Raw genomic sequence first — 14,787 nt, forward strand, 5'->3', positions numbered from 1 at the left:
ACCGTATTTTTTCGCCTGAAAAGCTATTTTTACAGACTTTATACATGCTAAAATTCCAGAAGATCTCAACATGAAGACAATTCTCTTTTCCGCCCTTATGCTGGCTACCTGCTGCGTAAAGGCTCAAACTGTGAACAGCGTAGCTGATCCTGTAGAGTGGGTAAACCCACTGATGGGAACAGCCTCAAAAGGATCGCTGTCCACTGGCAATACTTATCCTGCCATCGCATGCCCCTGGGGGATGAATTTTTGGATGCCACAAACCGGCAGAATGGGAGATGGCTGGGCTTATACCTATGATTCCGACAAACTGCGTGGTTTTAAACAAACTCACCAGCCCAGTCCCTGGATCAATGACTATGGCCAGTTCGCTATCATGCCAGTAACCGGTAAAGTGAAATTCAAAGAAGATGACAGGGCCAGCTGGTTCTCCCACAAAGCGGAAGTTTCCCGTCCTTATTATTACAGTGTATACCTGGCGGATCATGACGTGACCACAGAAATCACGCCTACTGAAAGAGCCGCTGTAATACGCTTTACCTTTCCTAAAACAGACAGCGCTTTTGTAGTAATCGATGCGCTCGACAAGGGCTCTTATATCAAAGTACTGACTGCTGAACATAAAATCATTGGTTATACTACCAAAAACAGCGGTGGGGTACCTTCTAACTTTAAGAACTACTTCGAACTTACCTTCGACAAGCCTTTTACCTTCGTATCTACCTTTAAGAACGGTACTTTATACAGGGGTGAAGCAGAAGCAAAGGAAAATCACGTAGGCGCTGTAATCGGTTTTGCTACCGGGAAAGGTGAAAAAGTGAACGTTAAAGTAGCATCCTCTTTCATCAGCCCGGAACAGGCTGCGCTGAACCTGCAACAGGAAGTAGGTAACAGCTCTTTCGACGTGGTGAAAGCCAAAGCGAAAGCTGCCTGGAACAAAGAACTGGGCAGAATTGCGGTAGAAGGCGGTACTTCCGAACAGGTGCGTACTTTCTACTCCTGCCTGTACCGTGCTATGCTGTTCCCCCGTAAGTTCTACGAAATGGACGCACAGGGTAAAGTAATGCACTACAGCCCTTACAATGGCCAGGTATTACCAGGTTACATGTTCACCGATAATGGTTTCTGGGATACTTTCCGCGCTACCTTCCCATTCTTCAACATGATGTATCCTTCCATGAACTCCCATATAATGGAAGGTCTGGTGAATGCATATAAAGAAAGTGGCTGGTTACCTGAGTGGGCAAGCCCCGGTCACCGCGATTGCATGATCGGTTCTAACTCTGCGTCCCTGATTGCAGATGCTTACTTAAAAGGTGTAAGAGGTTTTGATATCAATACTGCTTATGAAGCATTGATCAAGAACAGTAATAATTCCGGCCCGCTTACTTCTGTTGGTCGTGCTGGTGTGAAATACTATAATGAATTGGGTTATGTTCCTTATGATGTAGATATCAATGAGAATACTGCCCGTACACTGGAATATTCCTATGACGACTTTACTATTTATAAACTGGCAAAGGAACTGAAACGCCCTGCTGCTGAAATAGAAAGATTTGCCAAACAAGCCCGCAACTACAGGAACGTGTTTGATCCCGAAACAAAGCTGATGCGTGGTAAGAACAAGGATGGTAAATTCCAGACCCCTTTCAATCCATTCAAATGGGGGGATGCTTTCACTGAAGGTAACAGCTGGCATTATACCTGGTCTGTATTCCATGACATCCAGGGGCTTGAAACCCTGATGGGTGGAAAGGATATGTTCGTGAAAATGCTGGATTCCGTATTCACTATGCCTCCGGTATATGACGACAGCTACTATGGTGGTACAATCCATGAGATCCGCGAAATGCAGATCATGAATATGGGTCAGTATGCACATGGTAACCAGCCTATCCAGCACATGATCTACCTGTATAACTATGCAGGTCAGCCATGGAAAACCCAGTATTGGGTGAGGGAAGTAATGAACCGCCTCTATACAGCAACACCAGATGGTTATTGCGGTGATGAGGATAACGGACAAACTTCTGCATGGTATGTGTTCAGCGCATTAGGATATTATCCTGTTTGTCCGGGTACACAGCAATATGTACTCGGTGCTCCGCTGTTCAAGAAGACGACTATCACCTTCGAAAACGGCAAGAAACTGGTTTTGTCTGCTCCTAAAAACAGTGCAGAGAACCGTTATGTAAAGGCAGTGACATTCAATGCAAAACCTTACACCAGCAACTGGCTGGATCATAACGAAATGATGAAGGGTGGTATCATCACTTTTGATATGGACGCAGTACCTAACAAAAACAGAGGAACTGCTGATAAGGATGCTCCTTATTCTCTTTCTCAGGAGTTGAAATAAGTCATCTGATTATATATGGACCGGCTCCCTGTAAAGGAGCCGGTTTTTTTATTCTTCTCATGGCACCGGTTTTGCATTAGTCAGATAATCATTAACTTAATACAATGAAAGTGTTCCCCCATTTATTGCTGCTGCTGGCAGCAGTTACTATATATAGTTGTGCGCATAAACCTTACGCTGCTACTAATAAAGTATACCGTAAACAGGCAAAACAATATGCCGGTATCATCAGGCAGCAGCCGGTGAATGATATTCCGCCGGTATCTGATTGGATAGGGACTACCAATTTTAACCTGCGTAAGCCTAACTACGTGATTATTCATCATACAGCGCAGGGCTCCTGCGACAGTACCTTCCGCACTTTTACCTTAACAAGGACACAGGTGAGCGCTCACTATGTAATATGCAGCGATGGTACTGTGCATCATATGCTGAATGATTACCTGCGTGCCTGGCATGCGGGAGCTGCCAAATGGGGTAATGTAACGGATATGAACTCTGCTTCTATCGGTATAGAACTGGATAATAACGGATTTATGCCTTTTCAGCCACAACAGATCAACAGTCTGATCGTACTGCTGGACACGCTGCGTCACCGGTACAATATTCCTACGGCTAATTTTATCGGGCATGGAGATATTGCTCCTTCCCGGAAGGTAGATCCCAGCGCTTATTTCCCCTGGCAACAGTTGGCAGAGAAAGGTTTTGGGTTATGGTATGATACTACTGCCATTACAGTTCCCGAGGGCTTTAATGCTTTACAGGCCCTGCGCATAGTAGGATATGATACAAGAGACAGCAGCGCTACCATTAAAGCATTCAAAAGGCATTTCATTCCTGCGGATTCTACTACCGGCACTAATCTGGATGAGGGGGAGAAGAAAATCCTGATCAGTATCATGCAAAAAAGTTAGTCGGGCTATATAAGAATCTTATCTAATCAATATCATGCAAAAAAGCTAATCATTATGATCAGATATTGTTTCCTGTTGTTGTTTATTTCCTCTGCGGCTTTTGCCCAGAGGGGGGAGTGGTATACTTACAGCACGGGCAAAGCGCCATTGTGCCATCTTACCATTAATGATGATGAGATGATAGTGGAAAGGATGGACCCGGCGTTCCGTCAGGTGAAAATGATGGGGCGTACAAGTAAAGCCGACGAGCAGGAACATATGGAGATTGTGAAGCAAGTGAATGCAAATGACAGAGTGTATATGATACACCTTTCTTCAGATAATCTCTACTTCTGTACCACTTTTAAATACTTTAAGAAACAGGATTCCCTGCAAATGTTTTGTGCCGACGGAGCAGATGATGGGTATAAAACCATTGATGACGCAGTTGCTGCTACCAGGAAAGACACCGGCACACATTTCAGTATTACTTTATATAGAAAGGAAAAACTACAGTCGCAAAAACATTATACTCCTATAGCTAAAATTACGGAAGAGGAATTCCGGACTGCTTTGCAGCAGTTTACCCGGCAGATGGACCAGTTCTGGCAATACAGAGGTTATGGAAGATATGAGCCTTATCATGCCTGGACCAACCTCATTTATGGTAATGCTTTTGCCGCTTCTTTTGATCCCCGTTTTGATAAATTAACCCTGGACGCTAAGAATCTGAAGGCGCCTATTACCAAATACGGCAATGAGCCTGCTATTAAAAAACTGCTACAGGATGCCGGTTTATTAGCTGAGGATGCAGTTAAATGATTGGATCTATTCCAGTTCGCATGTTATTTTGTCTTATTTAGTCTACTTGTTTTGTAGATTAATAAAAGTTATGTTAATTTTGCCCTGAATTAACGAAGAGATAGATGTACACAACCTATATTTTTAATGAGGGTGCCGCTACTGGTGTCTGTACGGGTCCAACTGAGTCTGCCATAAATTACCTGGTACCTTCCGGGTGTTGTATCTAATTATCACTAATTAAGTAATCAATCTATAACCATTGCTGCCGCTTATCGCGGTGGCCTGGCAATGCTTTGCCTTCCATCTTTTAAACTGATACAAATGAATAAACAATTACAAATCCTGTTACTGCTATTATTCGGACTGCAGGCTGCTTATGCGCAGGATTCAAAAATCACGGGGGTAGTGACTTCCAAGTCAGATGCCCAGCGTATTCCGGGGGCTGTTATTACCGTAAAAGGAACTTCCCGTGGTGTACAGGCGGATGTTGACGGAAAATATTCCATCACTGCCGGCGCTAATGATACCCTGCATTTTTCCTTTATTGGTTATGGAGCAGTAGATAGAGTAGTTGGCAGCAACAAAACGATCAATATTGCGCTTGAGAGTTCTGAAAGCCATTTGAATGAAGTAGTGGTAACAGCATTGGGTATTTCCCGGGAAAAACGTTCCCTGGGTTATGCCGTACAGGAGCTGAAATCAAAAGATATTGCGGAAGCAAGAGAAAGCAACCTGGTAAATGCACTGGCCGGTAAAATTGCCGGTGTAACGGTAACTAACAGTCAGGGTAACCTGGGATCTTCCCGCATCATTATCCGTGGAGAAACTTCTATCGCCGGCAACAATCAGCCTTTATTTGTTATAGATGGAGTACCGGTAGATAACAGTCAGCTCGGTATAGGAACGGGGCGTGATTTTGCCAATGCAATTGCGGATATCAATCCTGATGACATTGAATCACTGAACGTACTGAAAGGCCCCAATGCCGCTGCATTGTATGGCTCCCGTGCCTCTGCAGGTGTATTGGTTATTAAAACCAAAACCGGCAAAGGACAAAAGGGGCTGGGAATAACCGTGAATTCCGGCGCTACTTTTGAAAGCCTGCTGGTATTGCCTACTTACCAGAACTCATACGGACAGGGCTCCGGCGGACAGTTTTCCTATGTAGATGGTAAAGGCGGTGGATTGAATGATGGAGTGGATGAGAGCTGGGGACCTAAAATGGATGGCCGTTTAATCAAACAGTTTTTCTCTAATGGAGAAGCGGTACCGTTTGTTGCGCATCCTGATAACGTAAAAGATTTTTATAAAACAGGTTACACCTTAAATAATGGATTGTCTGTTGGTGGTAGTAATGACAAAATGGATTACCGTTTTTCTTACAACAATACCAAACAAACAGGCATCCTGCCTAATACCGGTATTACCCGTAATACTTTCACTATTAACAATACTTACCGTATCACGCCTAAGTTAACGTTGAGCACTTTTGCCAACTATACGAGAGCCGGTGCAGATAACCTGCCAGGAGTGGATGGTAAACGTGGTAACAGTGTTACGTTGCAGTTCATCTGGTTTGGCCGCCAGGTAGATACCCGTTTGCTGCGTAATTATAAGAATGCGGACGGAACGGATTATAACTGGAACCATAGTTACTACAGCAATCCTTACTGGATACAGCATGAAAATACTGTTGGTCAGCTGCGTAACCGTTTCCTGGGAAATGCACGCCTGTCTTACCAGATACAGGACTGGCTTACTGCCAATGTACGTATAGGCACAGATACCTATAATGATAAGCGAAAATACAAAGTAGCTTATTATACGAATGGTACACCGTATGGTTCTTATACAGAAGACAATTACGTGGTAACAGAAACCAATGCCGAAGCAACACTGAATGCCAACAGGAAAATAAATCACGATTTTACTATTGATGGACTGGTAGGCGGTAATATCCGTACCAATCAGTACGAGCAAAACTATCAGCAGGCGCCCCGGCTGGCGGTGAAAGATGTGTATACGTTAAACAACTCAAGGGATGCGTTGATCTCCACCAGTTATTTATCCCGTTTAAAAGTATACAGCGCTTTTGCTTCCGCTCAATTATCATTCAGGGATTATGCATTCCTGAACCTAACCGCGCGTAATGACTGGTCATCTACTTTACCTGTCAACAATAACTCTTATTTCTACCCTTCTGTAAATGCGAGTGTGGTACTGAGTGATGCATTACATATTTCCGGTCCGGTATTATCCATGTTAAAGATCAGAGGTGGCTGGGCTGAAGTAGGTAAGGACACAGATCCATATCGTATTATCAATACGTACCCTTTTAATCAGCCTTTTGGCAGTGCTCCGCTGGAAACCGTGAGTGATAAATATTATTCGAAAGATCTGAAACCTGAGATTACACGATCTACAGAAGTGGGTCTGGAAGCAGCGTTCCTTAATAACCGTATCAGAACAGATATCACTTATTATACTTCCAGCAGCTTTAACCAGATCCTGCTGGCGGATGTAAGTGCTTCGACAGGAAACTTACAAAGGCAATTAAATGGTGGACAGATTGATAACCATGGTGTGGAAGTAACATTAGGTGTAACGCCTGTATCTACTGCTTCCGGTTTCCGTTGGGATGTTAATTTCAACTATGCGAGAAATGTAAGTAAGGTAATAGAGCTGGATAAAGAAGGCTTACTGAATGATTATGTACTGGGTAGTTCCGGTAACATACAGGTATTAGCCAGCAAGGGGAAACGTTATGGCGCTCTATATGGAAAGGCTTACAAGCGTAATGATCAGGGACAGATACTGGTGAGTGCAAGTGGAACACCTGTGATTGCAGATGATAAAAAAGTGTTGGGTTATTTTACGCCGAAATGGACAGGTAGTGTGAACAATGCATTCTCTTTCAAAGGCATTTCTCTTAGCTTTTTAATTGATACGCGTCAGGGTGGTTCGATCTGGTCAGGCACCAACTACACCGGTATTTATACAGGAGTGCTGGCAGCCAGTATGCCGGGGCGTGATGAAGAACATGGAGGTCTTCCTTATTACTATACAAATAACAATCAGCAGGGAACTGCTATCAGGCTGGATAACCATTCAGCTCCTGCTCCTAATGGCGAAACCGTGTATCATGATGGGATCATCTTTAATGGTGTAACTGCTGATGGTAAAAAGAATGAAACCATCTTACCGGCACAGCGTTACTACAAATCAGTGTACAGCAGCTCTCTGAATGAAAGTAGTATATACGATGCTTCTTTCATCAAACTGCGTGAAGTAAAACTGGGTTATGCACTGCCACAGGAGTTGATCCACAAATGGGGATTACAGGGAGTGAACGTTACTGTTACAGCACGTAACCTCTGGTATATCGATAAGAAAGTACCGAACATCGATCCTGAAACAGCATTCAATACCGGAAACGGCCAGGGACTTGAAACACTGCAGATCCCTACTGTACGCAGCTTAGGTGTTAATCTGAAAGTAACGTTCTAATCACTATTAAAAAGAAGATCATGAAATTATTCAAATATATATTTTGGGTGGCGGGTGCAGCACTGATATTAACAGGATGCAGCAAGAGCCTGGAGAAGATTAACAGGAACCCCAATGAAGCAGAAACGGTGCAACCGGATTACCTGCTGACGAATGGTATCAAAGCAAATGTGGATACCTACTGGGGGACTGATGCCTCTATGGAAACAAGCATGCTGTATGTACAGTACTGGGCTAAGATCCAATATACGGACCCTGATAAATACATTCCGGCCGCTACCAGTATTCAAACTGTGTGGAATAATTTCTATGCACAGGGTGTAAAGGATTTTACGACGCTTGCACAGTTGGGAGATAGTTTACACAATCCAAATTACAAGGCAGTAGCGCTGATTATGCGTTCCTGGATCTTCCAGACGCTGACAGACCTGTATGGGGATGTTCCTTATTCTCAGGCAGCGAATATTGAGAAGTACCCCACTCCGAAATACGATGCACAGAAAGATGTGTATATCGGGATACTGGCAGAACTGAAAACGGCTGTAGGGCTGATCAGCCCGGCGGGTAATCCTATCTCCGGAGATATACTCTACAATGGGGATCTGACGAAGTGGAAAAAGTTTGCCAACTCATTACGCCTGCGCATTGCCCTGCGAATTTCAGACCGTGAGTTTGCTACAGCAAAGGCCGTATTTGATGAGATAGGAGCAGATGATGCAGGACTTATTGCCGCTAATACAGAGAACGCACAACTGATTTATCAGGCTTCTCCTAACCAGAACCCGGTATCGAAAAACAGGGAAACCCGTAGTGATTATCGTATCAGCAAGAGCATTGTAGATAAATTACGATCATTTAATGATCCCCGTTTAAGTATTTATGCCGCCTTGCCAAGGGATACCAATGTGATTATAGGGGTTACAAACGGATTACCTACGGATTCTGCATCCCGTTTAGGTCTTTATAGAACTTCAGATGCAGGTGCGGTATTCACTGTTAATACAGCGCCGGCCGTACTGTTTAATTATGCAGAACTGTTGTTTATTAAGGCAGAAGCGGCTCAGCGCGGTTTATTATCCGGTGATGCTGCGGACCTGTATAAACAGGGGGTGACCGCTTCCCTGAAACAATATGGGATCAGTGATGCTACCACCATAGCAAACTATCTTCTGCAACCTGGAGTGGTGTACAATACCGTTAATTACAAACAGTCTATCGGAGAGCAGAAATGGCTGGCTTTATTTGGAGATGGACTGGAAGGTTTTGCAGAATGGCGCCGGTTGGATTATCCGGTACTTACACCAGCTTACCAGGGGAATTTAGGTGGTAAGATGCCATATAGGCTAACGTATCCTTCCGGAGAGCAGGCTTTGAATGGTGTGAGTTATAAAGCAGCGGTCGCACATCAGGGGGCAGATCAGCTGATCACTCCTTTATGGTTTGATGCGCAACAATAAATAAAACAACCGGGAAGAGTTTTCCCGGTTGCGTAAATATTTTTCCGTTTTTGCATTACTTAATGGAGAAGGAATCTGGAACTTTATATTCTAATCAGATACACACTTGTTCAATTTGTAATAGTAAAAAGTGATGAAATCAGGCCCTGGCATCTGCCGGGGCTTTTTCTTTTTACAATACCGGCGTTTTGCCTCCATCTACAGTAAGATTAATACCTGTGATATAACCCGCAGCAGGAGTGGCCAGAAAAGCAACCGCGGCAGCTATCTCTTTAGGGTCACCAAAGCGTTTCATGGGAATTTCACTCAGTAATTCTTCTTCTATAGTGTTGAGAGAAGTGTTACGTCTGGCGGCCATGGACATCATCAGACTATCCAAGCGGCCTGTATTGGTAGAACCAGGTAATACGTTATTGACGGTAATACCATAGGGGGCAAGTTCTCCTGCCAGTGTTTTAGCCCAGGAGGCAACGGCCCAGCGGACCGTATTGGAAACACCCAGGTTTTTAAGTGGCGTTTTTACCGAAGTGGAGATGATATTAATAATTCGTCCGTAGCCGGCGGCGGTCATTCCGGAGATAACAGCCTGCACCAGGATGTGGTTGCATACCAGGTGTTGCTGGAAGGTATCTGTAAATTCGTGGATATCGGCATCAATGAGTGGCCCCCCTTTGGGGCCACCCGTATTATTGACTAATATATGTACCGCTCTGCGGTTGGTAATCTCTTTGATAGCGTCTTCTACCTGTTTCGTATCCCGGAAGTCGGCGATGAGGTAGCTGTGTTCCTGAAGATGTTCGGTTGCCAGTGATTCAACTGCGGTTTGCAGGCTTTCTTTATTCCTCGCCAACAATACACATTCTGCGCCCAGGAGTGCCAGTTCTTTGGCCGTAGCTAATCCTATACCCTGGGTACTACCACAGATGAGCGCGGTTTTTCCTTTTAACGAAAGTTCCATACTAATTCTAACTAAAAATAAGCAATGCTAGCAAAGCACGTCGGGTTCACAAGGCTAATATAAGCATATCGTACATTACACACGTACGTATATACGCTTTTTATCCAGGATTTTACCCACACTCCAGCAAAACAGCATATAGGTGAGTGCAAAAAGCAGGGACCCTACTTTTCCGGGAGCGATGGGCTGGAATATGTGAATATTCAACCATGCAAACACGGATACACTGCCTATTGTAAAGAAGCTGAGGAAAATAACACCTACTTCAGATAACAGGTAGAGGAACAGCGGGTTCTTCCCGAATACGGTGAAGAAGCTGGTCCAGCCGGTGGAATTTTTGAAATCTATTATATAAATGAGCAATGAGATGATCAGCAGATCTATACCTACGGTATTGAGTACAAAGGAGCTGGTCCATAATTTTTTGTTGACAGGGAACTGTGTATTCCATAACCAGGCTATGAGGATAAGAATAACACCGGCAGAGATCAGACGGGTAATGCCCTGCGAAGTTTTTCCTTTCTCCTGGATGAAGAGCCCTGCCAGGTAACCAGCAATAACATTTACAATTGCAGGCAGTGTGCTGAGGATACCTTCGGGATCAAAAGCAAAGCCTTCGCCATGGTAGAGATGGCTATCACCCATAATAAATTTATCTACATATAAAGCAGCGTTACTGTGTATTTCATAAGGAGCGCCTGGTTCTCCAAAAGCGTACATGATAGCCCAGTAGCCCAGCAATAAAACAGCGCTTACTACCCACAATGCTTTTTTAGGCAGGTAATGTATCAGTAAAGAAGCAAAACAATAACACAGTGCTATGCGTTGTAATACACCCAGGATGCGGGTATCTGAAATGGGAATAAACTCCCAGTGACCATCGGCGCCGGTACGGACGAAGGGTAACCAGTACATGATGAATCCCAGTAAGAAGATGAGGAGAGTACGGCGGAAGATTTTGGATAATACGGTTGCATTTCCCATTTGCTGGTATTTACGCATACTGAAGCTCATGGCGTTTCCTACCGCAAAGAGGAAGGACGGGAATACGAGATCTGTAGGTGTGAATCCATGCCACCGGGCATGCTCCAGTGGAGCGAAGATATCATTCGTGCCCGGCGTGTTTACGATGATCATAAAACAAACGGTCAATCCCCTGAAAACATCCAGAGGCAGGAAGCGTTGCGGTGTTGTTTGCATAATTATTTATTAGCTAGTTATAAATATAATACAAGAATTCCCGCTATGCAATTAGAAATTTTAACATATTTCCGATTCATTTGTATACATTAGTACTAAACACAACCCTTCTTGAACCACAAAGTTACTATAGCAGATATTGCCCGGGAGCTGAATCTGACGGGAGCTACCGTTTCCCGGGCCTTAAATAACCGCAAAGGGACCAGTGAAGATACCAGGAGATTAGTGCAGGATACGGCAGAGCGTATGAACTACCGGCGGGACAGGATCGCGTATTCTCTCCGTTCCGGCAGGACCAATATCATTGGGGTGATCATCCCCAGTGCAGAAATCAATTTCTTCGGCTCCGTAGTCCACGGAATAGAAAGTATGGCCAATCAGCATGGCTATAGCGTGCTTTTATACCAGTCGAATGAACAGCCGGAGTATGAGAAAAAAGGAATAGAAACCTTTTTAAGCAGCCGTGTGGATGGTATCCTGGCCTCCATCGCCAAAGAAACTACCGAGTTCTCACATTATCTGGAAATAAAGGAAAGGGGCGTTCCGCTCGTATTCTTTGACCGTGCAAATGACAGTCTCAATATTCCTTCTGTGGTAATTGATGACTATAAAGGCGCCTATATTGCTACTGAACACCTGATCAGGCAGGGATATAAAAGGATTGCCCATATAGCAGGGCAACAGCACCTGAAAATATTCAAAGACCGGCTGGAGGGTTATAAGGCGGCCCTTACCGCTTATGGTATTACAGTGGAAGATGAGCTGGTATATTTCGGGAATGTGTCCATAGCCTCCGGCCGCCAGGCTATTCAGCACTTACTGTCATTATCTAAACCACCGGACGCAGTATTTGCAGTAGAGGACTTTACTGCGTTAGGCGCCGTAAAGGAGATAAAAGATAAAAGGATAGAGATCCCGGAGGCTTTTGGAGTAGTAGGATTTGCGAATGAGTCTTTTGATGAACATATTACACCCAGTCTTTCCAGTATAGACCAGCAAACTGTACAGATGGGCAAAGAAGCCTTCAAATTACTGATGGAACTAATTGAAGATAAAGGAGATGTACATGTTCAAAAGCGAACCAAAATAGTACTTGAGCCCCTTGCCGCATTCCGCCAGTCATCAATGAGAAGATGATACTTCTTGCATAATTGAAAGTAAACGATTACATTTATTGACCGTTACAATTTCTCCCGATTATAATATATTGATATCCAACGTTTTGAGTTAAAATGAAGAGTGAAATAAGATTTTGATGCAACTTTATTGTAATCGTTTACGTAAATCGTATAAATTTGAATATTGATTCCACTTTTTAATGATTCCATGATGAAATAAATACCATCTTTTTATAGCTCCACAAAAATGCAAGTATGAAACTGAAACTTTTTCTATTTGTACTCCTGGCAGCAACATCGGCCAATGTTGCGTTTGCTCAGAGAAGTACATGGTCTAAGAAGAAAGCCGCCCGATGGTATCGTCATCACGACTGGCAGCGAGGCTCCAACTTCATCCCCGGCAATGCTATTAACCAGCTGGAGATGTGGCAGGCCGCTTCTTTTGACACAGCAGTTATTAACCGCGACCTGGGATATGCAGCTTCTATCGGATTGAATTCCATGCGGGTATTCCTGCATCATGCTGCCTGGGAACAGGACCCTGAGGGTTTTAAACAGCGAATGAACACTTACCTGACCATTGCACATAGTCATGGTATTTCAACGTTGTTCGTGCTGTTTGACGATTGCTGGAATAATAGTTACCGCTACGGAACACAGCCTGTTCCTAAAGTGGGTGTTCATAATTCCGGCTGGTTACAGGACCCCGGGTTCCGTCATGAACCAACAGATACACTGGAAAGATATGTGAAGGATGTGCTGACGACTTTCCGTAAGGATAAACGTATCCTGTTATGGGACCTTTATAATGAACCAGGTAACTCGGATTATAAGGATAAGAGTTTCCCGCTGTTAAAGGCGGTGTTTACCTGGGCACATGAAGTGAAGACGAAACAGCCGGTATCTGCCGGTGTGTGGAGCGAACAGCTGACAGCGCTGAATGTGTTCCAGCTGAATAATTCGGATGTGATCACTTATCATAATTATGCGGATGAGAAGGAACATAAGAAAGCGATAGATACGTTGCGTAATTACGGTCGTCCGCTCATCTGTACAGAATATATGGCGCGTACCCGTGGCAGCCGTTTTGCGAACATTATGCCCTTACTGAAGAGCGAGCATGTGGCAGCATATAACTGGGGACTGGTATCCGGTAAAACGAATACTATTTATGCCTGGGATAGTCCGATGCCGGATGGTAAAGAGCCCCCGGTATGGTTTCATGACATCTTCCGTGCTGATGGGACACCTTTCAGTGCAGAAGAAATTACACTGATAAAATCACTAACAGGGAAAGAATAATAAATTATGAAACAATTCATAGTGGAGCAAGCAAAATTAAGCGCTTTCAGTCAGCAGCATTTTGATCAGGAGCCTATCATAGTAAGGGCTGCCGGGCGCATTAACCTCATTGGAGAACATACGGATTATAATAACGGCTTTGTGTTGCCTGCCGCTATCGACAAGGCAATTTATCTCGCTATAGTAAAGCGTAACGACCGGCAGATCGTGATGCATGCGCTGGATGTAGATGATCACTACACGGGCAGCCTCGATCTGTTAAAACCTACATCAAAGCAATGGCCTGATTATCTGCTGGGGGTGGTTCAGCAACTCCAGAAACGTGGTCATATCCTTAGTGGATTCGAATGTGCATTCTGCGGTAACATACCCCTGGGCGCCGGCCTTTCATCCTCTGCAGCACTCGAATGTGCCACTGCATATGCTTTGAATGAGTTATTTGGTCTTGACATCAGCCGTATGGATATGGCCCTGTTATCTCAGGCCGCAGAGAATGAGTTTGTAGGTGTTCGTTGTGGGATCATGGACCAGTTTGCAAGTATGTTTGGCAAGAAACAGCAATTGATCAAACTGGATTGTGCTTCTCTTGAATATGAATATATTCCTTTCAACTTTGATGATGTAAGTCTGGTATTATTAGATACACAGGTAAAACATTCCCTGGCTTCTTCTGAATACAATACCCGTCGTGCAGAGTGCGAGCAGGGTGTAGCGCTTATCAGAAAACATCATCCCGAAGTAAAGAGTTTACGGGATGCTTCTATGGGAATGCTGGATGAATATGTGAAGTCTTATAATGCGATAACATATAACCGTTGCCGGTATGTAGTAGAAGAGATCCAGCGTTTGCAGGATGCCTGTGTGGATCTGCAGCATGATGATCTTGTTTCATTCGGTAAAAAGGTATTTGCTACACATGAAGGGCTGGATAAGCTGTATAATGTAAGTTGTCCTGAGCTGAACTGGCTGGCTGAATTTGCAGGTGGTGAAAGCGGTGTGTTGGGAGCCCGTATGATGGGAGGTGGCTTTGGTGGCTGTACTATCAATATTGTAAAGAAGTCTGCTGTACCTGCATTGCTGGAGAAAGCCGCCGCAGGATATGAGCAACAATTTAAAGTACCTCTGAAAGCTTATGTAACGAGCATTGAAGATGGTTGTCGTACTGTGAATGATCTAGTTAATAGTTAAT

Annotated in this window: 10 protein-coding genes; 8 read left to right on the top strand and 2 right to left on the bottom strand. The window is 44.2% G+C overall.

The window, feature by feature from the left end:
• Nucleotides 1-70 precede the first annotated feature (70 nt).
• The 5 genes from GO495_RS07730 to GO495_RS07750 all read left to right on the top strand — a co-directional run bounded on the left by GO495_RS07730 (nt 71) and on the right by GO495_RS07750 (nt 9,020).
• Nucleotides 71-2,359 carry a GH92 family glycosyl hydrolase gene (locus GO495_RS07730; protein ID WP_157299149.1) on the top strand — a complete coding sequence of 763 codons (2,289 nt, stop codon included), beginning with the start codon at nt 71-73 and terminating at the stop codon, nt 2,357-2,359.
• Nucleotides 2,360-2,463: 104 nt separating this feature from the next.
• Complete coding sequence (locus tag GO495_RS07735; RefSeq protein ID WP_157299150.1) at nt 2,464-3,273, top strand: N-acetylmuramoyl-L-alanine amidase; 810 nt, start codon at nt 2,464-2,466, stop codon at nt 3,271-3,273.
• Nucleotides 3,274-3,327: 54 nt separating this feature from the next.
• Complete coding sequence (locus GO495_RS07740) at nt 3,328-4,074, top strand: hypothetical protein (RefSeq protein ID WP_157299151.1); 747 nt, start codon at nt 3,328-3,330, stop codon at nt 4,072-4,074.
• A 303-nt stretch (nt 4,075-4,377) separates the two neighbouring features.
• Nucleotides 4,378-7,563 carry a SusC/RagA family TonB-linked outer membrane protein gene (locus tag GO495_RS07745; protein ID WP_240915188.1) on the top strand — a complete coding sequence of 1,062 codons (3,186 nt, stop codon included), beginning with the start codon at nt 4,378-4,380 and terminating at the stop codon, nt 7,561-7,563.
• 20 nt (nt 7,564-7,583) lie between these two features.
• Nucleotides 7,584-9,020, top strand: a complete 1,437-nt coding sequence (locus GO495_RS07750; RefSeq protein ID WP_157299153.1) for a SusD/RagB family nutrient-binding outer membrane lipoprotein — start codon at nt 7,584-7,586, stop codon at nt 9,018-9,020.
• Between the two features lie 172 nt (nt 9,021-9,192).
• On the opposite strand, the gene GO495_RS07755 is transcribed toward GO495_RS07750, so the two are convergent.
• Nucleotides 9,193-9,978, bottom strand: a complete 786-nt coding sequence (locus GO495_RS07755) for an SDR family oxidoreductase (protein WP_157299154.1) — start codon at nt 9,976-9,978, stop codon at nt 9,193-9,195.
• A 75-nt stretch (nt 9,979-10,053) separates the two neighbouring features.
• Nucleotides 10,054-11,178 carry an acyltransferase family protein gene (locus tag GO495_RS07760; protein ID WP_157299155.1) on the bottom strand — a complete coding sequence of 375 codons (1,125 nt, stop codon included), beginning with the start codon at nt 11,176-11,178 and terminating at the stop codon, nt 10,054-10,056.
• A gap of 111 nt (nt 11,179-11,289) precedes the next feature.
• Between GO495_RS07760 and GO495_RS07765 the strand changes: the two genes are divergently transcribed.
• The 3 genes from GO495_RS07765 to galK all read left to right on the top strand — a co-directional run bounded on the left by GO495_RS07765 (nt 11,290) and on the right by galK (nt 14,786).
• On the top strand, nt 11,290-12,315 hold the full coding sequence (locus GO495_RS07765) for a LacI family DNA-binding transcriptional regulator (RefSeq protein WP_157299156.1): 1,026 nt from the start codon (nt 11,290-11,292) through the stop codon (nt 12,313-12,315).
• 236 nt (nt 12,316-12,551) lie between these two features.
• Entirely contained in the window at nt 12,552-13,598 is a 1,047-nt protein-coding gene (locus GO495_RS07770; RefSeq protein ID WP_157299157.1) for a glycoside hydrolase 5 family protein, read from the top strand.
• Nucleotides 13,599-13,604: 6 nt separating this feature from the next.
• The gene (gene galK / locus GO495_RS07775; RefSeq protein WP_157299158.1) at nt 13,605-14,786 is read left to right on the top strand and encodes a galactokinase; all 1,182 of its coding nucleotides are present in this window, start codon (nt 13,605-13,607) and stop codon (nt 14,784-14,786) included.
• Nucleotide 14,787: the final 1 nt, after the last annotated feature.

Source organism: Chitinophaga oryziterrae (genome assembly GCF_009758125.1).
GTDB classification, from domain to species: Bacteria; Bacteroidota; Bacteroidia; order Chitinophagales; family Chitinophagaceae; genus Chitinophaga; species Chitinophaga oryziterrae.